19 protein-coding genes and 1 pseudogene are annotated in these 25057 nt (G+C 50.7%); 10 read left to right on the plus strand and 10 right to left on the minus strand.

Annotated features, from left to right (window positions below; genetic code table 11):
* Positions 1-17: 17 nt before the first annotated feature.
* Positions 18-890, minus strand: a complete 873-nt coding sequence (locus tag QKW35_RS13425; protein WP_345774496.1) for a bile acid:sodium symporter family protein — start codon at positions 888-890, stop codon at positions 18-20.
* Between the two features lie 372 nt (positions 891-1262).
* Between QKW35_RS13425 and QKW35_RS13430 the strand changes: the two genes are divergently transcribed.
* Positions 1263-2399: a cation diffusion facilitator family transporter gene (locus tag QKW35_RS13430; RefSeq protein ID WP_282353825.1), complete on the plus strand. Its 1137-nt coding sequence runs from the start codon at positions 1263-1265 to the stop codon at positions 2397-2399.
* Positions 2396-3001, plus strand: a complete 606-nt coding sequence (locus QKW35_RS13435; protein ID WP_282353826.1) for a YigZ family protein — start codon at positions 2396-2398, stop codon at positions 2999-3001. Before QKW35_RS13430 ends, QKW35_RS13435 begins: the two co-directional genes overlap by 4 nt.
* Here the strand turns inward: QKW35_RS13435 and QKW35_RS13440 are convergent.
* Positions 2968-4617 carry a SulP family inorganic anion transporter gene (locus QKW35_RS13440; RefSeq protein WP_282353827.1) on the minus strand — a complete coding sequence of 550 codons (1650 nt, stop codon included), beginning with the start codon at positions 4615-4617 and terminating at the stop codon, positions 2968-2970. The genes QKW35_RS13435 and QKW35_RS13440 overlap by 34 nt on opposite strands.
* A gap of 107 nt (positions 4618-4724) precedes the next feature.
* Entirely contained in the window at positions 4725-6017 is a 1293-nt protein-coding gene (locus tag QKW35_RS13445; RefSeq protein ID WP_282353829.1) for a L,D-transpeptidase family protein, read from the minus strand.
* Between the two features lie 224 nt (positions 6018-6241).
* On the opposite strand from QKW35_RS13445, the gene QKW35_RS13450 reads away from it, so the two are divergent.
* Positions 6242-7261 carry a diguanylate cyclase domain-containing protein gene (locus QKW35_RS13450; protein WP_282353832.1) on the plus strand — a complete coding sequence of 340 codons (1020 nt, stop codon included), beginning with the start codon at positions 6242-6244 and terminating at the stop codon, positions 7259-7261.
* 221 nt (positions 7262-7482) lie between these two features.
* Here QKW35_RS13450 and gor read toward each other — a convergent pair whose 3' ends face one another.
* On the minus strand, positions 7483-8838 hold the full coding sequence (gene gor / locus QKW35_RS13455; protein WP_282353834.1) for a glutathione-disulfide reductase: 1356 nt from the start codon (positions 8836-8838) through the stop codon (positions 7483-7485).
* Positions 8839-9070: 232 nt separating this feature from the next.
* Here gor and xthA point away from each other — a divergent pair, with 232 nt between their 5' ends.
* Positions 9071-9886 (plus strand): exodeoxyribonuclease III, encoded by an 816-nt coding sequence (gene xthA / locus QKW35_RS13460; RefSeq protein WP_282353836.1) that lies wholly within the window; start codon positions 9071-9073, stop codon positions 9884-9886.
* 22 nt (positions 9887-9908) lie between these two features.
* Here the strand turns inward: xthA and QKW35_RS13465 are convergent, their stop codons facing one another.
* Entirely contained in the window at positions 9909-10853 is a 945-nt protein-coding gene (locus QKW35_RS13465) for a universal stress protein (RefSeq protein WP_282353837.1), read from the minus strand.
* Between the two features lie 226 nt (positions 10854-11079).
* On the opposite strand from QKW35_RS13465, the gene QKW35_RS13470 reads away from it, so the two are divergent.
* Positions 11080-11490: a YgaP family membrane protein gene (locus tag QKW35_RS13470; RefSeq protein ID WP_282353838.1), complete on the plus strand. Its 411-nt coding sequence runs from the start codon at positions 11080-11082 to the stop codon at positions 11488-11490.
* Between the two features lie 199 nt (positions 11491-11689).
* On the plus strand, positions 11690-12967 hold the full coding sequence (locus tag QKW35_RS13475; RefSeq protein WP_282353839.1) for a GGDEF domain-containing protein: 1278 nt from the start codon (positions 11690-11692) through the stop codon (positions 12965-12967).
* 28 nt (positions 12968-12995) lie between these two features.
* On the opposite strand, the gene QKW35_RS13480 is transcribed toward QKW35_RS13475, so the two are convergent.
* From QKW35_RS13480 to QKW35_RS21335, 5 genes and pseudogenes are all read right to left on the minus strand, one after another.
* Positions 12996-14324 carry a DUF1302 family protein gene (locus tag QKW35_RS13480; protein ID WP_282353840.1) on the minus strand — a complete coding sequence of 443 codons (1329 nt, stop codon included), beginning with the start codon at positions 14322-14324 and terminating at the stop codon, positions 12996-12998.
* A 2-nt stretch (positions 14325-14326) separates the two neighbouring features.
* Positions 14327-15127, minus strand: a complete 801-nt coding sequence (locus QKW35_RS13485; RefSeq protein WP_282353842.1) for an outer membrane lipoprotein-sorting protein — start codon at positions 15125-15127, stop codon at positions 14327-14329.
* A complete protein-coding gene (locus QKW35_RS13490; protein WP_282353843.1) occupies positions 15120-17657 on the minus strand; it encodes an efflux RND transporter permease subunit in 2538 nt (845 codons plus the stop codon). The genes QKW35_RS13485 and QKW35_RS13490 overlap by 8 nt, the downstream gene beginning before the upstream one ends.
* 257 nt (positions 17658-17914) lie before the next feature.
* A complete protein-coding gene (locus QKW35_RS13495) occupies positions 17915-18919 on the minus strand; it encodes a phage integrase (RefSeq protein ID WP_282353845.1) in 1005 nt (334 codons plus the stop codon).
* Between the two features lie 122 nt (positions 18920-19041).
* Positions 19042-19236: pseudogene (locus QKW35_RS21335) on the minus strand (helix-turn-helix domain-containing protein); the annotation flags it as partial.
* 489 nt (positions 19237-19725) lie between these two features.
* Here QKW35_RS21335 and QKW35_RS13500 point away from each other — a divergent pair.
* Genes QKW35_RS13500 through QKW35_RS13515 form a run of 4 tightly spaced genes read left to right on the plus strand, consistent with a single transcriptional unit; the run spans position 19726 to position 24743 of the window.
* On the plus strand, positions 19726-20982 hold the full coding sequence (locus QKW35_RS13500; protein ID WP_282353846.1) for a DNA cytosine methyltransferase: 1257 nt from the start codon (positions 19726-19728) through the stop codon (positions 20980-20982).
* Complete coding sequence (locus QKW35_RS13505) at positions 20979-23402, plus strand: sensor histidine kinase (protein ID WP_282353848.1); 2424 nt, start codon at positions 20979-20981, stop codon at positions 23400-23402. Before QKW35_RS13500 ends, QKW35_RS13505 begins: the two co-directional genes overlap by 4 nt.
* A gap of 1 nt (position 23403) precedes the next feature.
* On the plus strand, positions 23404-24093 hold the full coding sequence (locus tag QKW35_RS13510; RefSeq protein ID WP_282353850.1) for a hypothetical protein: 690 nt from the start codon (positions 23404-23406) through the stop codon (positions 24091-24093).
* 2 nt (positions 24094-24095) lie between these two features.
* On the plus strand, positions 24096-24743 hold the full coding sequence (locus tag QKW35_RS13515; RefSeq protein WP_282353852.1) for a hypothetical protein: 648 nt from the start codon (positions 24096-24098) through the stop codon (positions 24741-24743).
* Positions 24744-25057: the final 314 nt, after the last annotated feature.

Raw genomic sequence — 25057 nt, forward strand, 5'->3', positions numbered from 1 at the left:
TACCCTTGAATGCTAAGCTATGCCGGTAGAGGGTTCGTTTTCATATTACGATAAAAGATGAGAGCGAACGCCGGTAGGTTCATCAGAACACCGTAGGTCAGTGCCGCAGCCGACATCTCCGCATTCTGCAGTACCGTTCCGGTAACCAACAGTGCCGTTCCTGCATTCTGAATACCCACTTCGATACCCAGTGTCAGCGCCTGTGTATGTTCGACACCACAGGTGCGCGCGATACCAAACCCGGCGCCAAATGCCAGTGCAATCAGCAACAGTACGGCGGGCCCCAGAACTGCGACCAACTCCGGTAATCGTGCCCAGTTGGCTTTAACGATCCCAACAACCACCATCAGCAGGAACAGCATCGACAGCACTTTAACCGGTTTCTGCAAACGCTGACAAAACGTCGGGGCTTGATGATGCAGGAAGACGCCTATCACAACGGGCACAATGGTCATGACCACCAGCTTCATCATGGTGGGCAATACCGGGAAGCCCGAGAATTCGGATGTCCCCACCCAATGCTGTAGCGCCCAAAGGGTCATCAGTGGCAACATAAATGGTGCGATAAAGCTGACAATCGCCGTCATGCTCACCGATAACGCCGTATCTCCTCGGGCCAGCAGGGTAATCATGTTCGACGTTGCCCCACCCGGGGCAAAGGTCAGAATCATCAAGCCAACGGCCAATGCAGGCGGCAGATCCAAGGCCGTAACCACCATGAACCCGAGTACCGGCAGCAACAGCAGTTGCATACCGATACCCATGGCTGTCACCTCTGGCCGCCTGAGAACCTGCCTAAAATCGGCGACAGAGAGAGACAAGCCAACACCCAACATAATGGTGAAGAGAGCTAGCGGTAATATGACCTGCGTCATGGCACTGTTTTCCATGAATTCACTCACATCAAAAGCTGAAATTATTGCCCGGCCTGTAGAAAACCGGCTCAACTACCCGAGTTATCAGGGATCCCGGATTATGCCCACATATCTTGTGGATAACTCTGTGGATTTGGTCTCGAAAACGTCACCAAAGCCACGCATTTTCTCACCCTACAGCAAATTGATTGTTTTTTAACCAGATAATTCTGGCTTTTATTTTCAACAACTTACAGACTCATAACCATAAGATTTATCTAATTTACCGTTTATCTGTTAAAGTTCCCAGCATAAACCCGGTTCTGTGATAAAAGTCTTGGCGTCCACGCCCCTGTAGATGGTGCTATGACGCGATCCGATTGCCCTTTAATAGTATTCTTATTCATCATGAGCAGAGAACTTAGCCAACAAAAAGCAGCCGAACGGGTTACCCTCGTCGGCGCCATTCTCGACCTTGTTTTAGGCATCGCCAAAATCATCGTCGGCCTCGTATCTCATTCCAGCGCACTGATTGTCGATGGCGTCCACTCCCTCTCCGACCTGGTGACCGATGGCCTGGTGGTTGTGGTGTTGAGAATTTCCCATCAGGAACCAGATGAAGATCACCCCTGGGGCCACGGCCGCTTTGAGACGGTTGGCACGGTTGTCCTCGGCTGCGTACTGATTGCCGTAGCAGGGGCAATGGCCTTTGAGAGCGCAAAACTGCTCTTTGCCGAGACCACACCGCTGATGCCTGAATGGCCTGCGCTGGTGATCGCCGCCTTGTCTATTCTGGGTAAGGAGTGGATCTTCCACTACACCATGCGCGTGGGCAGGGAGATTAAGTCCGACCTGATCATTGCAAACGCCTGGCACAGCCGCACCGACGCGCTCTCCTCCGTCGTCGTATTGATTGGCGTAGCGGGTGCGATGATGGGTATCTGGTGGCTGGATGCACTTGCCGCACTGATCGTCTCTGTTATCGTCGGTAAGATCGGCTGGGAGATGACTTGGGACAGCATCAAGGAACTGGTCGACACCGCCTTACCGGAAGAACGTGTGCAGGCCTACCGGAAAGTCGTAATGCAGGTCGAGGGGATTGTTAGCGTACACAGCTTCAAAAGCCGTAAGATGGCAGGCCAAAGCCAGCTGGAGATGCACATCCAGGTACCACCGACGTTATCGGCCTCTGAAGGCCACTATATCGGGGATACCGCGGTCTGCCGCCTACAGGACGCCTTCCAAGACATTGGCCACGTCATTTTCCATATCGACACCTATAATGATGAAACCGATCAGGTGTGTAAAACTCTGCCCCTGCGCGGTGAGATTCAACAGACAATTAACGACGCACTGAACAATGTAGCACCACAACTGCCAAGGCCTAAGCGTATGACACTCCATTACAACGATGGCGTTGAGATCGAGTTGTTTTTTGCTGCCGATACGAGTGCAGATGCAAGCCTGTCAGAACAATTGAAAGCCGCGATGGACAATCCGCACTGGCTGGACGAGATCAGTATCTGGATAGGTCCTGGCCGTTGAGCAGCTACCAGATCCCGGCGGCACGGCACCAGGTTGAACTGATCATTAAAAACAGCCGCTTTCTGACGACCATTGCACACACCCCGGATAAGGCGAGTGCGGATGCCTTCATCCAGGAGTTGCGGGAACAACATCCATCCGCCAACCATAACTGCTGGGCTTTCGTTGCGGGCAAACCGGACGATTCCCGCTTGTGGGGATGCAGCGACGACGGAGAACCCAAAGGTACTGCCGGCCGCCCTATGCTGAATGTGCTCTCGCACAGTGGCGTGGGAGAGATTAGCGTGGTGGTAACCCGCTACTTCGGCGGTATCAAACTGGGTACAGGCGGCCTGGTTCGCGCTTACAGTCAGGCGGTACGTGAAGGACTGGAAACCTTACCTTTAGCCACGGTTGTTCCAAAAGCTCCTTTGCGGCTGAGCGCAGACTTTGCTATGACCGGTCAATTGGAACACCTGCTCAACCAATATGAGGTGCAGGTAACCCAGCGCGACTGGCAGGAACAGCTGCTGATAGAGGGCGAGATCGAACTGACACGCCTGGAAGAGTTCCAGCAAGCACTGCAGCCTTATTCAGGCATCACCCTGCTGAGCTGCGAATAAGCGGTCTCCAGCGCCGCTTCCCGCCGTTCGTGTAAACAGTGCTCGGGTAACAGGCTAAGAATCTCCATCCGTGACAGCACATTATGCACCACATCATTGGTGCCAATCACATACACCTCCCGCTGCGCGGCCTGGGAATCCACAATCATGTCTTCGATCGCGATGGCAGTGGATACGTCGATCATCGGAACCCGGCTGAAATCCAGAATCAGGGCATCAAACTGGGACTCCTGCTGAAGCTTGCGAGTGATCCCTTTGGCCGCACCGTAACTGACCGGGCCATTGAAATGATAGAGCAGGATGCGTCCCTGCGCTTTACACAGCAACTCATTTTCCCGGGCACTGAGCAGCTCGCTCTGCAGATTTTCACGACTGATCACTTCCAGCGCTGCCACCTGTGTGTCTGCCAGGCGCTTGACGGTGATGATATTGGCTAAAAATACCCCCACCAACACCGCCGTTACCAAATCAACAAACACGGTCAGGCCAAATACCAGCAACATCAGGCAGACCACAAATATCGGAGCCCGAAGGAGGCGGCGCAGGAACTTCCAATCGATGATATCGAGCCCTACCTTGATGAGAATACCGGCCAGCACGGCATGGGGGATATGCTCGGCCAAGGGTCCTGCCCCCATCACCACCGTAACCAGAATAAGGCTGTGAACGGCCCCCGACAGCGGCGTTTTACCCCCGGCACGGATATTCACCACCGTGCGCATCGTTGCCCCGGCGCCGGGTAACCCACCGATCAACCCTGCAGCCATATTACCGATCCCCTGACCAATCAGCTCCCGGTCAGAATCGTGATGGGTTTTGGTCATATTATCGGCAACCAGTGAGGTAAGCAGGGAATCAATCGAGCCCAGCGCCGCCAGAATCAGGGCGGCTTTTAACATCTCATATGCCAGCCCTGGCTCAAAAACGGGCCAATGCACCTGCGGTAAGCCGGTCGGAATTTCTCCGATCACTGCCAGCGAACTATCCTGTAATACCCATATCGACAACAACGTGCCTACAAACAGGGTGACCAGCGGTGAAGGCAGGAGTTGTGCCAGGCGATGCGGCCAGCAATACAGTAACAGCAGCGCACCGCCGCCCAGTAACAGCGCGTTGACGTTCATATCGCTGATCAGTTGAGGCAGGATAATTACTGCACTGAGGACGTCGGCCTGGGCGTCATGTCCCAGCAACGGCCCCAGTTGCAGCAGGATGATGATCACCCCGATCCCGCTCATAAAGCCGGATATCACCGGAAACGGGACCAGTGTTATATATTTGCCCAGCTTGCAGAGCCCAAACAGTATCTGGAATGCGCCGCTCATAATCACAACCGTAAAGGCCAAGATTGGCCCGGATTGCGGATCCATCGCGACAAACTGAGTAAACACAGCGGCCATCACCACTGTCATGGGACCGGTTGGGCCAGAAATCTGGGTCGAGGTACCGCCAAACAACGCGGCAAACAAGCCAACACAGATCGCGCCGTATAGACCGGCGATCGCTCCAATGCCCGATGAAACGCCAAACGCCAGTGCCAGCGGCAAAGCCACCACCGCTGCGGTAATACCGCCGAACAGGTCACCACGAATATTTGATCTGATTGATCCCGTCATCTACTGCCCCCGTGCAACTCCTTTTCCCCTGTCAGGGGCCTACCGCAGTGTATGCAGCCTTAGAATGTCAGGTAAATCCCAAGTTGGTCGAATAACCATTCGGCCATTCAATTGGTCACGGTATCCGCAGGCTCTTGTTGCTGCGTGGTACTCAGCTCTGCCAGCTCATTCGGATCACGCTGATAGATATCCGCGCGGAACTGCAGTACCCCGCTGTCCGGATCGATCCAGGCTGTGCGGTAACGGGTGAAGATCTCCACTTCCCCGGGTAAGCCCGAGATGGAAGCCGCTTCGCTTTCCAGTTCCGCATCCAGATCCAGCGCCGGTTTTTCACTGCTTTCTAGCAGCAAACGGGCTAACCCCATCGGGTCTTCGATACGGATACAACCGGAGCTGAAGGTACGCCTGGGCTCATCAAACAGATGCATACCGGGCGTGCCGTGCATGTAAATGGAAAAGGCATTGGGGAAAATAAACTTGAGTTGGCCTAACGGATTGCTGGCCCCCGGCGGTTGCCAGAAACGGTGTTGCTCAGCCAGCTTGCCACGATAGAAGTGGTTCATATCCAGCTCATCAACCGACACCACGTTGGGCACTTCATCCCAGCCTTTCACCAATTTCACGCCCAGCTTATCAAACGCGCCTCGTCCTCCCTGAAGCTTCGGCAAGATGTCCTCGTAGGCGATCCGTTTAGGCACGTTCCAGTCGGGATTAACCTCCAGCGCTTTTAACGTGCTATTCATCACCGGCGTGGGTCGATCTTTCTTACCCACAATGACTCGCATCTGAGTGAGCACCTTGCCATTACGGTAGTAGCGCAGCTGATAATCCGGAATATTGATCTCGATGTAGTCCGGCCGTTTCGCAACCTGGTCCACCAACTCACGCTGTTTGTTCACCAACAACTGCTGCCAGCGCTCCCGTGGCGATATGTTCATCGCCTTACGTGTATTCGGCCCAACAATACCGTCAACTTTCAGCCCGTGACGCCGTTGAAAGGCGATAACCGCACCCACCAACCGGGAATCAAAGAAGTGTTTATTCGACAGCGGATGATCGTAGCTGTAGTCACCGAGAATCCGCAGGCGATCCCGGATACGTGCTACTTGGGGATGTTTCATGCCTTCGCGTAATAGAAATCGCCCCTGCAAAGGTGTCCAGCTTTGGGATTGCGCCAACGTTCGATAGTGACTGATCGCGGCGTCAATTGAATTAAAGCTCACAGGAGGGTAACTGTGGTGGACTTCATACGCAGAGAAGTCGGACCAGGTGGCGTGCTGAAGATCTTGTGCACACTCCGTCAATCCACGCTCTTTAGACCCGCAGTTAAGGTCTAATCCATGGCCTGAACTTGCCCAGCACAATAACACCCAAAATGCGGGCAGATAGGCAGTTTTCATAATTCCCGCCTCCCGTAAAAAAATCCTGAAGTTATCGGCGAAATAGCCGATATGTCCTGCTAAGGAGTAAAAAGGCCGAGTCAGTTTCCTTCAGGGGTACAAATTAGTGTAGCAAAGCCTTTTTTCTTTTTGCTTAGAGTTAATTTTAGACAGCACTGCACAGGATGATTGCAGGTTGTCAGGGGATACGCGTTAATCGTTTGTAGTGACGCGCGAGGGGTTGTATGAAATTCGCGGAAAACACCAACCAGGCTGCCGAATACCTGCGGCAGGCCATACCGCTGATGGTGAAACATAACATTCCACCAAATCCATTGAACTACGCACTCTGGTACACATACGTGTCCAACCGTGTGCCTGAGCTAAATCAGGAGCTGGATAAAACCCTCACGACGTATGGTACCTGCCCTAACCTGGTGGGCGAGCAGATGTTCCGTGAGCACATGATCAAAGACGAGATCGACAGTGCTGAGAACGTGCAAGCCGGTTTGATTGCACTGGTGAATAACCTGCACGAACATGCGGCTGAAACGGCCGAGCAAACGAAAGATTACTCCAACACGCTGCAAGACAGCCTGGATGCACTGCAAGCCGATGGCGGCCCTGCCCTGCCTCTGGAAACCATCATCCAGACGCTGGCCCGTAAAACCCAGGATATCAGCAACAACACCCAACGCTTCCAGCAGCGAATCGATGACGCCCAGGCCGAGATCGAATCCCTGAAAGCAGAGTTGGAAAAAACCCGTCAGGACGCCCGCGTTGATCCACTGACCGGTCTGTTCAACCGCCGCGTGTTCGAATCCGAATTGGGCACCCTGCTATACGGAAGCAACGAAGGCGCAGTAACGCTGGTGCTGGTTGATGTCGATCACTTCAAGCGCTTCAACGATACCTACGGCCACCTGATGGGTGACAAGGTTCTGCAGTATGTAGGCAAACTACTGCGAGAGTTCTGTCCGGAACCGATGCTGCCGGTCCGCTTTGGCGGTGAAGAGTTCGCTGTCCTGCTGCCGTCTGCAACAACGGAACAGGCAGTTGACCTCTCCAACCGGTTGCGTGAAAAAATTCAGGCGATTCGTATTAAACAGAAGAAATCCGGTGAAGTGATCAGCTCTATCACCGCATCATTTGGCGTTGCGATCAGCAAACCGGACGACTCAATCAATACACTGATAGACCGTGCTGACCAGGCACTGTACAGCGCTAAACAGAATGGTCGTAACCAGGTGCAGTTTGCGCCATAAGCTTCACTGCAGAGATAACACAGCGTAGGTTGGCCTTCGCAACGCGAAGCCCAACGGTTGACGGGCAATTTGGAGTTTACCGGCTGGGCATCGCTCGCGTTGGTCTGCCTACAACCGCGTCGCTCTATCGGTTCCGCGCTATCTGACGATGAAGCCCCGCAAAACAAAAACGGGTAGCTATTGCTACCCGTTTTTGTTTTGGCGTTCGTGCATGGATCTGCCTACTTAGCCGGCTCACGCATCGTGACAAACTCTTCCGCAGCCGTCGGATGGATACCGATCGTTGAGTCGAATACTGCCTTGGTCGCCCCCGCTTTCAGCGCAACGGCGATGCCCTGAATGATCTCTCCCGCATCCGGACCCACCATGTGCACACCCAGCACTTTGTCACTGTCACGGTCCACCAACATCTTCATGAAGGTTTTCTCGTCACTGCCGCTAAGCGTGTGTTTCATCGCACGAAAACTGGACTTGTACACATCCACATTCTCGTAACGTTCACGCGCCTGCTCTTCAGTCAGGCCAACAGTACCGATGTTTGGCTGACAGAATACCGCGGTCGCAATCAGGTCATAGTCCACCTTCTGGTTCTGACCACCGTACAGGTTACGTACCAGTGCCATCCCTTCCGCTAGTGCAACCGGCGTCAGCTGAACACGGTCGATCACATCACCAATCGCGTAAACAGACGGTACGTTGGTCTGGTAATCATCATTGACGATGATAGCCCCATTCTTACCCACCTCAATACCCAGCTCTTCCAATCCCAGGCCCGTAACTTTCGGGTTACGGCCAGTGGCGTACATGATGGCATCTGCTTCAATGGCAGAGCCGTCGGTCAGTGTCGCGATCAACGTACCGTCATCCTGCTTTTTGATCTCGGTGACGTTGGTGTTGAAGCGCAGATTGATACCCTTCTTCGCCACCTCTTCTGCGGTGAACTCGCGTACTTCATTATCGAAACCACGCAGGAACATATCACCACGGTAGATCAGATCAGTTTTTGCCCCCAAACCGGCAAAGATTCCCGCAAACTCAACGGCGATATAACCGCCGCCCACAACGATTGCACGTTTTGGAAATTCGTCCAGGTAGAACACTTCGTTGGAGCTAATCACGTGTTCACTTCCCGGAAACTCAGGCACGTTCGGCCAGCCACCCACAGCCACCAGAATACGCTCTGCGGTATAGGTTTTATCACCCACCGCCACGGTGTGCGGGTCAACTAATGTCGCGCGACCATGAATCAGTTCACAGCCGGAATTCACCAGCAGGTTGTTGTAGATACCGTTCAGGCGCTCGATCTCTTTGGTTTTGTTGTCACGCAGCGTTGGCCAGTCGAATTCTGCTTCTCCAGGCGTCCAACCAAAACCGCGGGAGTTTTCAAAGTCTTCAGCATAGTGGGAGGCGTACACGAACAGCTTTTTGGGTACACAGCCCACGTTCACACAGGTACCGCCCAGGTGACGATCTTCCGCCACGGCAACTTTAACGCCCATTGCTGCGGCCATACGTCCGGCACGCACGCCACCGGAACCCGCGCCAATTACAAACAGGTCAAAATCAAAATCTGCCACAATGCAGCTCCTTATGCTCTCTGCTTTACACTCTTAATTTGCTGCGCACCACTCTAGCGTGGAGCGTATCGCGCTACCAATAGAAAAGATCTAACCACCAGATTGCATACCTCTATTAGCGATGCACAAGCTGCTGATTTATAACAGCATAACTTTTTTTGTTAGCAGTACTCACCCCAAAATGGGTTCTGATACACTGTGTTGCAATTTTAACCCCGGAGAACAGCTTCAGATGAAACTCATTTGCTTCAACGTTAACGGCCTGCGTGCCCGTCTGCACCAGCTGCAAGCGGTCATCGACAAGTATCAACCGGATGTAATCGGTATCCAGGAAACCAAAGTCTCGGATGAGGAGTTTCCGGTCGCTGATGTTGAAGCTCTGGGATACCACGTTGAGTTTCATGGCCAGAAAGGCCACTACGGTGTCTGCCTGATCTCGAAAGAAAAGCCTTTGTCACTGCAGAAAGGTTTCGCCACCGATGAAGAGGACGCCCAGCGTCGTATGATCATGGGCGAATACAGTGACGGTAACGGCGGCACGGTTCTGGTCCTGAACGGTTACTTCCCACAGGGTGAAAACATCGCCCACGCAACCAAGTTCCCGGCCAAAGAGAAGTTTTACGCCGATCTGCAGATCCACCTGGAACAGCACTGCGACCCAAGCAAGCCGATTGTAGTGATGGGCGACCTGAATATCTCTCCAGCAGACTGTGACATCGGTATCGGTGAAGACAACCGCAAGCGTTGGCTCAAATCCGGCAAGGCCAGTTTCCAGCCGATCGAACGTGAGTGGATGGCAACGCTGACCGGGTGGGGCTTAACCGACACCTTCCGTCACCTGCATCCAGACAACCACGAAACCTTCAGCTGGTTTGACTACCGCTCCCGCGGCTTTGACCGTGAGCCAAAACGCGGTCTGCGCATCGACGGTATTCTGGTAACGGACTGCCTGCTGGATAAATGTGTGAGTGCCGGTGTTGATTACGAAATTCGTGGCATGGAAAAACCATCTGATCACGCACCGCTGTGGGCGGAGTTCCAGCTCTGATCCTCAAATCTGATTTACAAGATCAGATATCGTAATCCGTCGGGCAGACAAAGCCCGGCGGTTTTATCACCAGCAGATCGCATTCCAGACTGTCCAGCATTCGCTCTACCGTACTGCCACTGATCACGCGCTCCAGCATGCCTTTACTCACATGCCCCACCGCCAGGATAGTGACGGGGATGTCGCGCACGTAGCGCGGCAGCACTTTGTGGGCTTCACCTTCCAACACACTGACCTCAGCGCTTTCAGCATCCAGCGCATACGGTTTTAACAGGTCGTTCAGACATGCGCGGTGTTCCGCCAGTACCTTAAGCTGTAAACCTTCATAGTCAGTGGCCAAATGCTCATCAAAGATGGCGGCCTGAGGCAGGGTATGAAAACTGTGCACCACGCGCATATCGGCCTGAAGTACTGATGCCAGCTGCTGTACCGTTTCAAGAACAAGTCGATCCTGCCTCATGGGCTCGGCACAGGCATGCAATGGATCAACCCCGGCGGCAATACAAATATGCTCCGGCCAACCCTGGGATCGGGTGAGCAACAGCGGGGCCGGACACTCCCTGATCAGGCGTTTCTCACTATCCCCCACAAACAGTTCGGTGAGGATATTGTGATGACTGTGCGCCACCATCACCAAGTCGGGTTCGAAACGCAGTATCTTGCGCATCATCCCGTCAATCTGTTGTGGCGCCCAATACACATCCACACCGACGGGGATATCCTGGGCGTCAAACAGGTAGGCGATCTGCTCTAACTTGGCTTCTACACCTTTAACGTATCCATGTTCTGCGTGAAGCTCTGCTTTTTTATCGAACAGGTACGCCTGATGAAGGGAGGCGCTGTATACAGAGCTGAACAGCTCGACCGAGGCACCAGTGGCCATCGCGATACGGCTGGCCCGCGCAATGATCGGGCCGTTTTCATTGTCAGGACTGACATGGACGAGGATACGCTGGATGTCAGGCATAATCACTTCCCGCGTTTCAAAGCATGTAGGAAGCTTAGTCCAAAGCCTGAATTCTGTAGTAATCGATCAGCATTACCGGACAAGCACAGAGACATTTATTCCCAAATCGAATAGTTATCTTTGATGTTCACCGAATCAGTTCTAAAAACCACCTTTATATTAGACATTATTAATATACAATATAAGACACTTCTAATTTTCGATGCACTCTCACAGGAAAAAAACGATGACCATCAATGCAGCACTTCGCCTGATGGCAGGGACCGTCATACTCGTCAGCCTGGCACTGGGGACCTACATCAACGAATACTGGTACTACCTGACCGGCTTTGTCGGCCTGAACCTGTTTCAGTCTGCGTTCACGAAATGGTGTCCTGCCGTCGTAATCTTCCAGATGATGGGACTGAATGCGGAATCCTGCAGCACACCGGGCATGACCGTTAATCAGGGTGTACACATCATTGCCGGCCTGATTGTAATGACCACTGTAGGCGCCGTTGTGTTTGCTGCAATTTCCAGCCAGATTCTGATCGTAACCGCCATTGTGGGTGCCAGCCTTGCACAGTCAGCATTCACCGGCTGGTGCCCGGCGATCATGATCGCCCGCATGCTGGGAATGAAACAGACCCGCGCTTAAGTCTCCCCTCTGCCCGAGATACGTACACCGCCCACTTGGGCGGTGTTTTTTAGCCTCTCACACCACGACTCGCTTCACCCTACTCTCCATTGATTGCATTCGCACCTTCCTTAAAAATCTCACGTATAGAAAAAGCAAACTCGGCCGATGTTGTTTACAATAGGCGACGCTTTTCTTGGTATTCAATAAGGACATTTGGTTGGCCCTTCGACTTCTTAAACTGCTGGCACCGGCACTGCTTCTGTTGATTGCCGCAGGTCTGCTGATCGATCCCGTCGCGCAGCTACCTGCCGCACACAAACTCACACTCAACCAACTGCCCTACGCACTTGCCACAGGCGTTGCCCTGATGGCCTATGGTTTCAACCGCAATCAGATTCTGTTTGCCACACTTAACCTGATCAGTGCATATCTGCTTATCCAGCTTGGGTTGCAGGTGAGTCTGGATCAGCCCGGTGCCTACGTGCTCTTTAGCGCCCTGAGCCTGCTGATACCGATCAATATCACCTTTATCGCCACCTATAGCGAGAAAGGCCTTTTCACGCCGCTGGGCTTAACACGCCTTGGAGGAGTTCTTCTGGGGTATATACTGTTGATCCTGCTGTGGAGCAATGACGCACTGGCGGGTCAATTACCCAACCTGCCCGCCAACATGTTCGAGATGTTTATCGATGGTCGCTTCCTCAGCAATATGGCTGCTGTTTTCTTTGGCGTGGCGCTGACCACCAACCTGATCTACTTCTTCACCCAGCGTGGTCACGGCAGTGCTGGAGTGTTGATCTCCCTGGCCGCCAGCCTCTGTATGTTTGTCTGGTTTGATCAGCCCAATATCTCCACTTTGCTGATCACCGCGGCTCTGATTGGAATGGGCATCTCCGTGGTACAAAGCAGCCACAAGATGGCCTATCTGGATGAGCTGACCGAAATCCCCGCCCGTCGCGCGCTGCAAGACAAGCTGGCCACTCTGGGTAAACGTTACACCATCGCCATGGTGGATATCGATCACTTCAAGAAATTTAACGACACCTACGGCCACGATATCGGCGATCAGGTATTACGTATGGTTGCAGCCAAACTGGCAACCGTGAGCGGCGGCGGTAAAGCGTACCGCTATGGTGGAGAGGAGTTCACCCTGGTGTTCCCGGGCAAGGATGAAGCCCAGGCACTGCCCTTTGTGGAACAGATTCGTGAACTGATCGCCAACTACCCGATGTATATTCGCAGCGACAATCGCCCTGACGACGAAAAACAGGGCGCACGGATGCGCAATAAGAAGGCAGATGCAGACTACACGACCGTCACCATCAGTATCGGGGTCTGCGAAAAGACGGACGAATATGCCGATCCGATGGCGGTAATCAAAGTAGCGGATAACGCTCTGTACGAAGCGAAGAAAAATGGCCGCAACCAATCCGTTGCAGCCCATTACAAACCGGAAGCGCCGAAGCGTCGCCGCACACGGAAGGACTACGCTTAAGCGAAGGCCCTAAGCGAACGCTGTTCACTTAGAAACTGTAGCGCAGCCGTGCATAGACACTGCTGGCGTCCTCAAACTGGCCAAAGAAGCTGTGTGCCTTCTTACCACTGAAGACGTTAGTCCCCACCACCAATGAGGTGTTGTCGTCAAAGCGGTACGACACCGACGGGCGCATAAACAGGTCTTCATCGGAGGGAGACCAGTAGTTAAACCAGGACAGTATCAGGTTGTCCTGCAGCATTCGGTAGGTCAGACGCAGTGTCCACACGTGCCGGTGCTCATCCGGGCGATAAGGTGAATTACCATCGGTCCGGGTAAGTGCACCGTAGTCCTGAATCCACTCCTGATAATACTGTACCGATCCGGTCAGTTTGGCGACCAGTTCCTGTTCGTATCCGAACAACACACGCAACTGATCGTTCGGTACCCGCGGATCATCACCACCAGAGTCCTCCCCTTGATACCAGCCAAACTCCGCATTGGCGATACCTTCTCCCAGATTGCCACGCACACTGGCGCCAAAGGTATCCAGACGACTGAAATAGGCCTCACCACCGGCGGTCATCGCATTGGGTTGTTTCCAGAAACCACGGTAGGCGTAAAGTGCCCACTCCGTACTGTCGACTGTGCCGTACAGTCGTAATGCCAATTCGCCGTTGTCGGGCGTATCCTCAGGATCAATAGGTACGAGATGTACTGAGGCTTGTTGTCCATCCAGAGCATTGAAGTAGGAGAAACGCTCGCCGTCGATAAAGCGATCGCTGGTAAAGCGTGGTGTCCACACCAGATCCAGGTTGGCCTTGTCGTTGTAATAGCTGAATTTTGCACTCGCAGAAGGCGCCTTCAGGTATTGGTCATCACGTCCGGCAAAGTAGGACACCCAATCCTTCGGAAACATATCGTTAATAAACAGAAGATCCCCTGTCCCCCAGGTAAGAATCTGCTGACCGATACGCAGATCGGTATTCTCCGACGGGCTCAGGTCCAGCAGCGCTTCACGCAACTCGCCATGCAGGCCGTGCTCAATCCCATCGGCATACAGATCCGCCTTCAGGCTGTAGCGGCTCTCCCCCACATAATCCGAGATCTCCAGTTGCGCCCGCAGATCCGCCAAACTCAGGTCATCGTTCGGCAGCACCGGGTCGTCATCGGTACGGACACCGACTGCCGTTTCCAAAAATCCATGCCAACGCGGCGCTGTGTCCGCCTCCGCCCCCCAACTGTCGTCGTTCCAGCTGTCATTGCCCCAATCGTCCGATGCCTTCAGCGGCTGGACAGTCACCAAAGCGAGCATGACGGAAAGCGTAAGCGGCTGCAGAAGTGCACGCCACGTTACCGAGGTGGAACCTTTGCTCATGACTAAGGCCTCCGCAACCATTGAAGCGGCAGCTTACGCAGCGATCGTTCGGTGAAGACCGAGCTATCCAGCCCCACGTCGTATTTGATAAAACGGAACTCCATGGTTGTATTGCCCCCTGATACCAGATCGCTTACCCGTGATTTAGTAACAGTAGGATGGCCCTGAATTTCTTGCACTTCCAGTACCTCTACACGGCGGTAGAGGCGATCGGCACGGTCCTTGTACTCGATCTTTTGCGGCAGCATGTTTGCTTTATCGATCCACACGCGGTACTGGCTGAACTCAACGCTCGCCGGATCTTTTGGCGTGTTATCCACCACGTAGTGCTGTTCGGTGGTTTCAACCAATTGGTGGCGGTCTTCCGTGATATTGCGACCGGAAACATCTTCGTAGAAGTAATGGGAGCCCACAAAGCTGGTACGCTTGTCACCGGCGGAGATCCGCTTCACCAGGTCCAGACTCGGCAGATAGAGCCAGCGGTCATCATCACTTTCGATATGCTTGGCCACCATGAACACGGTGTTACGTACGTCGGCCGGGCGACTGAACGCCACCAAGAAATCCTGATCGCCACCGTCTGCACGGTCATAGCGCAGGATTGTGAACTGGCGGGTCTGCGTACGACCCTGCCCGTCGGTAATCACCATCCTCGCTTCCGAACGACCATCAACCCCTTTGTAGTATGCGGCCAGGTTGGCCTGATCGACAATCTGGTTAACGTCGGTCAGATCCGCCGCCAGCGCAGACTGCGACAGAACCCATACAATCCCCAGACTCAGGGAACGAATCAGATTACGCATTTTCGGTCTCCTCCTGCGCGCCAAACAGCGCATTCTTGTTGCCGATGCTATCCATCACGGCCGGCAACAGGATTACGGTCACCACCGCCGACACCGCCATAATGGTTGCCAGGAAAAAGCCTACGGTGATGTACGGTACCAATGGTGCGAACAGCAGCGGGGTAAAGCCCACCGCGACCACAACAGCGTTGCGGCTGATCGCCCGTGCCGGGCCCTTGTAGACTTCAGTGATAGTTTTTGACCAGTCGCGGGTATTACGGTAAATGGCACGGGTGCGTTCCAGGAAGTGGATCGCAAAGTCCACACTCAACCCCAGAGTCAGGGCACTCAGCACGGCGATTGGCATATCGTAGTCTTTGCCCACCAGCCCGATCAGGCCATAGATAAAGAGAATGGTCACGGTCAGAGGCAGCATAGAAAGTAGACCTAACTTCACAGAACGGAACAGGAACACCATCATCAGCAACACCATGACAAAAGCGCTCAGCAAACTGTTGAGCATGCCGTTCACCATCTGATCCTGCCACACCACGTTGATATAGGTCAGGCCTGCCCATTTGGCCTCGACACCCTGAGGCAGAGGATTGGCTGCAACGTAGTCGTTCACCAGATCAATCACCTTACTCATATCCTGGTTATCGCCGCTTTTCAGCTGTAACCAGAGCACCGTCGAGCGGTAATCCGGAGTGACCATATGCCAGAGATCATCCGGACGGTGGGAGGACTGGTAACTGAGGATCGTTTGCGCGGCTGCCGCAGCACTGTCCGGCAATCGATACTGATCCGCATCACCACCGTTCAACTCGCGGTACACTGTTTTCAGCAGGGTTGTCAGTCCGTTGGACTTGCCCACGTAACCGGAACCGTTCAGATAATCCTGTAACGCATCCAGATAACTCAGCGCTTCCGGTGACAGGAAATACTTGGCCCGCTGCTGCGCCTGTTCGGCGATGCTCATTAGATCCAGCCACAGCTGCTCTTGATCTGGCTGGTTGTAAGATGCCTCGTCGAACGCCGTGATCAGGTTATCGGTATAGCGCTGGAAATTAGCGTCGTCCGCCTGCGACAGCATCGGCACCAGTGTTTCAACAGCCTGCACATTATCGGCAACATACTGCTTCAGCGCGTTATCCAGCGCGTTGCGATCAGCCCTCATATCCGGTTTTTCCAGCACAAGGTACGCTTCGTAGGTCCCGGAAAAATGACTATTCATCACCGTATCAGCAATGCGCAGGCGGTGATCCTCCTTAAACCAGCGGATCGGGTTGTCGTTGATCTGGATCTGGGTCACGCCGTAGATAGAGATCGCGACCAGCACAATAAAAGCCATCACCAGCCCCTTGGCACGTGCGAGCGAGAAACGCCCCGTAGACACAAGCACACGCCCCAGCAGCGACCTATCATCTTCTTCAATGTTGTGATCCTTCAACGCAGCCAGATGCGTGTCCGACAGGCTGACGATGTAAGCAGGGACAAAGATGACCGTTAGAACAAACGCCAGCATGATGCCCGCCGCCACATGCAATCCAAAGATCTGCACCGGTGGAATAGGGGTATATGCGAGGGAGGCGAAACCTACCGCAGACGTCACAGACGTGTACAGCATCGGTATGAAAAGATGACCCAATACCTCCTGCAGGGCTTTTCGAGGATGCTCGCCCGGCCGGTATCGATCCGCAAACTCCGACAGGATATGCACCGAGTCCACCACCGCTATCGGCATCAGGAAAATCGGGATCATCGAACTCATGATGTGCACGGTGTACCCCTGACCGATCAGCAACCCCATGGTGATAATCACAGAGGCCATCGCCACAATCATCGGTGCTGTGATCAACAGGAAGGAGCGGAAGAACATCCACATCAGCGCAAAGATCATCAAACCCGCCAGCGGTGCGGAGATCGCCATCTGGATAAACATCTCCACGCCGAAGGTGTCTTCAGCCACCGGCAGTCCCGCCATGTAATACAGGTTCTGGCTATCGAGGCCATCGATAACCGCCTGAATCTCCTGCGATAGTCTGTAACTCTCAGATTTAGCCACAATCGGAATATAGATCGCGGCCGCTTTTCCATCATCTGCCACCAGCGTGTTTTGCAGCAACGGCAGTCGACCAATCGCATCCTCGATACGTTGTACATCAGCGTCAGTGTGCGGTGCCAGCTTCATCATCCACTCAAAGCGGATACTGCCCGGCCCCTCCTGAGTGATGTTGTCCACCGTGTCCAGCGCCATCAGATCCTGACGCACGACCCCCTCCATTTTCTGCACTTCGCTGGAAAGCGTATGGAGGTCACCTAACGTTTGCGTGTTGTAAACACCGTTGGCATGGTCCTCGTTCACCACCCCCACCACGATCATGTCGTGGAGAGCAAAACGCGCCTTCACCTCATCGTGATAGGCACGGTCTACCTGATCATGGGGCAGCATGTTCTCTGGATCGGTATCCACCTGAATCGACGGAATCTGGATGGCAGCCAAAACCACCAACGCCAATACCAGAAAGAACACCTGCCTGGGCTTATCCATTGAAAATGACACGAGACGATCTCGTAGCGGCATGGGTTCAGACTCCTGTAAATAGACGACGGGTAAGATAAGATGATTCAAATTATATTAGAATTTTCTAATATTTCAATTCTTAAATTAGCTTACCCTTAAGTAAAGCCTGAACCTGTACATACGCCAACGTGGGTATATGCTATTTACATACAGAAAGTATTAGAAAGCGTTATATTAGATAATTGAGACTTTTTTCTAACCCATTGAGTTAGAAGGAGAAAGCGTTAAGACGCCTTCTCCTGTGTCCATTTTGCGTCCACATTGACCGGATTTAACCGAACAGCGTCGATCAAATGAGTGGGTGACAGGTGTGCGTAGATCATCGTGGTATGAATGTCAGAATGCCCCATGATCTTCTGAAGGGTGACCAGATTACCGCCGTTCATGATGAAGTGTGCACCGAAGCTATGGCGCAAGATGTGGGTGCTCTGATACTCCGATTTCTTCAGCCCGTACTTAGCCAATAACGCCTTGAAGGTAAATCGCGCACTCCTAGACACCTTCTTCGGAATCCACTCAACCAGCTGCGCTGCCAGTACCTCACTTACAGGCACCTCCCGAATCTTTCGGGACTTCGTCTCTTTAAAGCGCACCCGGTTTTCAATCACATCGTTAACCGTCAGGTTTTCAGCTTCTGACCAGCGTGCACCCGTAGACAGGCATACCAACGCCAGCATATACACATCAAAGTCATCCGTAACCAGGCGCTCTAACAACTGGTGAATCTCTTCAGCAGTTAAGAACGTCCGTTCCTTTTCCTGCAGCTTGATAGGCTCCACATGGCGAAGCGGATTCTTATAGTCGATCAGCTCCAGCTTGATCAGCTTGTTGAACATCCCTTTCGCATACAGCAGATAAGTATTCAGTGATGTGGGGCTGTACCCGGCATCGATCCGGGCAGCACGGAACTGAAGAAAGTCGACCGGCTTAACCAACCTCCCCTGCTTGTTACCCGTAAACACAGCGAAGTCTTGTAACGGTTTCTTACGAACCTGCCCGGACTTAACGTGTCGGCCATGCACTTCTGTCCAAAGCTCTATTAGCTCGGTTAACGTGCGGGTGTCTTTCTTCTCTGGCTCCCAGGGGGCATCTTTCGCTTTATTGATTGTGTGGGCTTCAAAGCGAAGACTTTCCGCTTTGGTTTTGAACTTACGACGAAGGCGCGGACCATTCGCACCATAAGGACGGATATCAACGTGCCACAGACCGTCAGAACCTTTTTTCGGCATTACACACCTACCATTGAAGCAATGATAACGTTCAGCGCCTCCAACTGGTCGGGGCGCAATCCATGAATGCCGTTAACGATCTGTCGCTGAGTGGTGGAAAGCGGTCTCATACCCTTTCCTGTTAACCACCAATCAAGTGACATGTTAAACAGAGTAGCAATTCTGATAAGGGTTTCAACGCTGCCGGGGAATGCTTCCCCCTGCTCCCATTTCTGATACGTGCGCACGGATACATTCAACCGATCTGCCGCCTCTTCCTGGCTAAGATGTGCGTTAATGCGTCCCTGCTTTAGTCGTTGGCATTGATCGTGGATCACTTTACGGCTCGGCTGTTCAAAGTCACGCAACTACCCAGCAGATGGGTACTTCATTGTTGAATACTACCCATTTAATGGGTAGTTGCTCGCCGTAGATGGGAGAAGTGGGGTATGACTATAGTTCCTGATCAAGCAATCAGGTTATGAAGGAAGCAGTAAGCAAGGAATGCTAATGACCGAATCTCTCGTTCGGATGCCTAAGAATATTGCACGGCTCAGAGAGGCTGATGAGATCCTGAAACGGTGGTGCGATATTCAGTCCGAAACAGACCAGATAACCAGACTAAAAATGTTCACACAATTGAGAGAAGAACTCGTTCAATTTAGGCGCAAACACTACGTTAAAAGCGCACTCCCAAAACGGCCGTAAACGCCCGTATAATAAGGGATTTGCTTATTTAGACATCTATTCCTGGTACTGCTAAACTTCACGGATTATCATACTGGTTTCGGCACCGAAACGGGTGCGCACTTGGGATAGAACAGGCAATGAAGCTAACAGCAAACCAGTCTACAGGGACATACATCGATCTTTTTTCCGGCTGCGGAGGATTTTCCCTCGGTCTTGGCAATGCTGGATGGCAAGGTGTTTTTGCCGTAGAGAAAGATCCGATGGCGTTTGAGACCTTCAAGCACAACATGCTTGAAGGTGGGCGCTATGAGCATTTCACCTGGCCTTCCTGGTTGCCTCAACAGGCAACTACAATTCAGGATCTCATCGAAAACTACTCCGAGCAACTAACAAGTCTTCGCGGGAAGGTTGATCTGATTGCCGGGGGGCCGCCTTGCCAGGGCTTCTCCACCGCAGGAATGAGAAACCCTAACGATCCTAGAAACCAGCTATCCCAGCAATACATCAAAATGGTCGATATTGTTCGGCCAAAGTTTCTGGTGCTTGAGAATGTCCGTGGTTTCAATGCTGCATTCAAGAACGGTTGCGCAGAAACCTCGAAAATCCCCTACTCTCAGATCGTAAAAGCCAATCTGGAAAAGTTAGGCTACACCGTATATCACGATCACATCACAGCTGAACATTTCGGAGTTCCACAGCAACGCACGCGGTTCATCATGATCGGCATTCGATCTGACTTAGTTGAGAACGCCGAAAATCCGTTTGGCATACTCGAGAACCTTCGTGCCCCTTTTCTTAAATCTAAGGGTCTTCCGCTGCGCTCAATCACGGTAGAAGAAGCAATTGGGGATTTAGAGATAACTCGGCCTGATCAAGATATTGTGTATCACTCAGGTTCAAAGACGTCTGGATTTAAGAAAGTAGACTATTCACCGCCTAGCCAGCTCAATCCCTATCTTTCGCTGATGAGGAGAGGGCTTAATGGATACAAGCCGAATAGTCTAAGAATAGCTAGGCATCGAGAGTCTACAGTAGAAAAATTCAAGCTCATTCATGAAATTTGCCGCCCTGGTTTTGCTTTAAACGAGCAAGAAAAGCTACGCATAGGCACAAAGAAACAAGCAATTTCGGTACTCCATGCGAACAGACCATCGAAGACACTAACAACACTGCCAGACGACTTATTACACTACAAGGAAGCACGAATACTAACAGTACGAGAAAGCGCAAGGATTCAGTCTTTTCCCGATGACTTTGAGTTCAAGGGTAAGTACACGACTGGCGGAAAGAGTAGAACGAAAGAGTGCCCTAGGTATACCCAGGTTGGTAACGCTGTCCCACCTTTGTTGGGTGAAGCACTAGGCACCTTATTAAAGGAATTGGTTAGTAAATGAGTAGTTTTGATGCAGCATTCAAGGCCAACGCTGGCGTTAAGGATATAGTTGGGCGTGGTCTAATCTATGATGACAACATCGCACTTATAGAGCTTGTAAAAAACTCAAAGGATGCAGGCTCTCCAAAGGTCGATATCAGGTTTAGAAACATCTCTAACCCAGGAGGTGGTATCGACTCTGATACAGAAGATATGTTTCTTGAGCCCGATTCAGACGAAGCATCCACTGTATCTGAGATAATAATATCCGACATTGGCTCAGGTATGAGCCAAAGCGATATTGAAGAAAAGTGGCTCAACATAGCGTATTCCGAAAAGCGTGAAGATCAAGCAAAGAAAACAACGTACGCCGGTAACAAGGGCGTAGGCCGTTTTAGCTGCGACCGACTAGGCCGCAATCTTATTCTTTACACTAAATCCAACTCCGGAGAATTCATAAAGCTTCCAATAAACTGGGAAGAGTTCGAAGGAAGAGGAAAAGATGATGAAATCTCGACAATAGAGCTAAAGGGCGAGATTTTAGATAGAGATACTTTCGAGCGAGAAACCGGAATCCCCAACTTCACATCCGGAACGGTTCTCAAGATACAAAACCTACGAAGCAACTGGACTGCCCAGAAGCTTAAAAAGCTGATTAGCGAGTTGGAAAAGTTCTCTCCTTCTTTAGACGCGAGCTTTGAAGTATTCCTTTACTCGGATACTGACTATAATGACGCGACTTTAAAGAAAAAGATAAACACCAAAATAAACAACGGCATTCTTGAGAAGCTTGTATTTAAAACAACCTACATCAAGTCAACGATAGACAGTGAAGGTGATAAAATAAATACAGAACTATTCTTCCAGGGTCGAAGAATCTATCACTACAGGGCAAAAAACCCTTATAAAAACCTAAAGAATATAAAGCTTGAGATACACTATCTAGATACGCTTACAAAGTCATACTTTACCCGTAATATCGGTGTTAATGCCAACTCTTACGGCTCGGTATTCCTGTTCTACAATGGCTTCCGTATATCACCTTACGGCAATGAAAAAAATGATTGGTTAGGCCTGGACCAGCGTAAATCTCAGGGTACAACACGTTTCCTTGGTACACGAGAAATTTTCGGCCGCATAGACATTACTGACTATGAAGACAAGTTTTCGGTAATTACAAGTCGTGAGGGTCTGGCACACAATGAGGCCTTTTATGACCTTGTAGCTTATGATCAGGATGAAAAAACGGTTCTCAATAATGGTGCCTATGATTATGGTTTCGTCACTATAATCATTCGCCAGCTAGAAAACTTCGTTGTAAGCGGACTGGATTGGAATAGACTCTTTGACACCTTGGGTGAAAGGAAGTCGATTTCTGCAGACGATGCTCTTAAAAACCCTGAACGCTACCGTGTAAAAAGACTTTCCGCAGACGCAATTAACGAAGCATGTAGTAAGATATTAAAATCCAATCTAGATGTCGAAGAGTTTGAAATCGACCATAAACTTGTAAGCGAGATCCAAGGCGTTAATGAGGAGAAGTATAAAAAATTCGTTGATGACTTTGTAGAGAAAACTGAGAGTAAGTCCTTCAAAGAACTTTCCCCTAGCGAAAAGGGAATCGTCAAACGGATAGTAACCCGAGAGAAAGAAAAGACCACTGCAGCGATCGAAGAGCGAGACTATGCGGAGGCGCAAGCCAAGACAGCAAAACAAGAGCTCTCTATAGAGAAAAAGAAAGGTCTTTATTTGCTTGCTACAAGAAGAACGCTCAGCGACGACGCAGACGGTTTAATTCATACCGTTAAGCTGAACAACGTCGAGATCAAAGATGGAATAGACACACTTATTGATGGTATTAGCTCTGGCTTTTTCTCAGAAGATCAAATAATAGACCGACTCGGAAATATTAAGCTATATGCTCTAAAAACGCTAAAAATGGCGGAACTTGCAACTCGGTCTGGATATGACAGGGACATTGAAGTTCGGAGCGTGGATATAGAGAAATATATCTTTGAGTACATCGACATCTACAAAAATACCTTTGACCAAAGGGACCTGGACTTTGAATTCTCTCCCAGCAACCTTGGCATAAAGAGAAGCATAAGCGTACTCAATTTGTCGATAGTTTTAGATAACCTGTTATCTAACTCGCTAAAATGGGGCGCATCAAAAATCAAGTGCAACTTCTCTAAGAATAATGAAGGAAAGTTCATACTACTATTTTCTGACAATGGAGTAGGCTTGTCTGACTCACTGAAGGATCATGCCGACTCTATTTTTGACCTTGGTGTAAGAGAAGAGCCACCTGAAGGATTTGAAGGCTCAGGAATTGGGCTTTACTATTCAAGAAAACTTTTGTCGGAAATGAATGCCACAATTAACTTTGAAGGCAATGGAACTGATTTAGAGGGAGCTACTTTCAAAGTAGTATTCAATTGACATGAAGATAAAAAAAGTACTTTTCATCGACGACCAAAGCGTTGATAACATCGTAGATAAATTCGCAGCAAATCTACACAAGAAAGGCTACAAGCTAAAATCAAGCATAGTTTTTATTGGCGACCAGAAATACAAATCAGAAAACCAGAATGGTGAAATATCACTAAACTTTGATGCCATAAAATCTGACATAGAGGAAAATCACTTTCATATAAGATACGACCTTGTTGCATGTGACTTTAACTTTGCCAATGACGACATTAACGGCTACAGTCTGATTCAGTGGCTTAAGCATACATCAACAAGTGGTCACAATTACATTCGAAAGGCAAAATTTGTATCCTATTCCTCAGAGGAGGATAAGTTCAAGGAGCATGTTCTCGCCAGCGAAGATATTGGCAAGTTAATAAGACTAAAACTTGATGGCTTTTTTAAAAGAGACAACTTAGCTGACGCCGGCGCTACTCTTATTCTTAAGCAAGATGTTAATCTAGATCTTTCAAGCTACATAGTTACTGAGCTAGAAAAGTTAGCAGACGTAAAGTTTAATGGCGTCTACCCCAAGTTCGAAGGCAAAACATTTGCAGAGATAGCTCACGAAATAGATACTGACTCACACCATGGCCAGGAGTTCCAAAAAACCATGATAGGGCTTACCCTTGCCCATATGGACGCGCTGAACAAGGATTAGTTTTGATTTATATAATATTCCCAGTTGACCCTAGCACCTCTTTTTTATCTTCCGCTATAGATGTAATAAAAGAAGGAATTGGCGACATTAGCATCAACGTTATAACCATTGAAGCCAGTGATGAAGCCTATAGAAGAGCGAAAGCAGAAGTGCAAGAAATACCAGATGGTGCTTTTGTTCTATTCATGGGACACGGCACATCTAAGTCGCTCTATGGTGGTTGTAGCAAAGACTTTAAGAGAAAGGACTTCTTGGTCACAAATGACCTCCATTTTTTTAAAGGAAAGGACCTTTTTCTATTGTCGTGCCACTCTTCCAGCCTGCTTTATAGTTCTAGAAAGCAGCGAAATCACTCTAATGCGTTAGGATTTGGAGCGCTACCCTCAGACATGGATGAGGCTAACTCCAACAACAAGCTCGCCTCCCTAGGTTTGAGTAATGAAGATATTGCGGCGTATCGAGAGTTTCTAGCAACATGCATTCCTTCTGCAATAGTTCATTACTTCCAAAATGGATACAAGTTTGAGTTCATAGAACAATATCTTATATACCTTCTTAATAAAGAAATAAACCGCTTAGTTTTAGAAGATAAAAACAGGCCGCTAGCTGGCCTAATTTTCTCCATGAGGACAGAAATCAATTCCATGTAAAGCCACATACATAATCAACCATCTTGACTTCCTCTATATAAAAAACAGAGGCCACAAAACAAGGGACTGTATATTGGAACAAGTAGACTGGAACACAATAACCGCGAATATATTGGCTACTACAACTATTGTTTCAGCAATAGCGTTCGTAGCAAAAAAAGTTTCGAGAAACTTTTAGAGTCGCGTCTAAAGCAGAGCCAGGAGCATTATAAAGCAGAGGTTGCAGAAGGCTTTCGCCGACAGGCAGCTATTTATGACGAGATTTATGGTACGTTAAAGATAACTGTATCACTTACATATAGGGCCAAGAATGC

This window comes from Pontibacterium granulatum (assembly GCF_029961155.1).
Classification (GTDB): Bacteria; Pseudomonadota; Gammaproteobacteria; order Pseudomonadales; family Balneatricaceae; genus Pontibacterium; species Pontibacterium granulatum.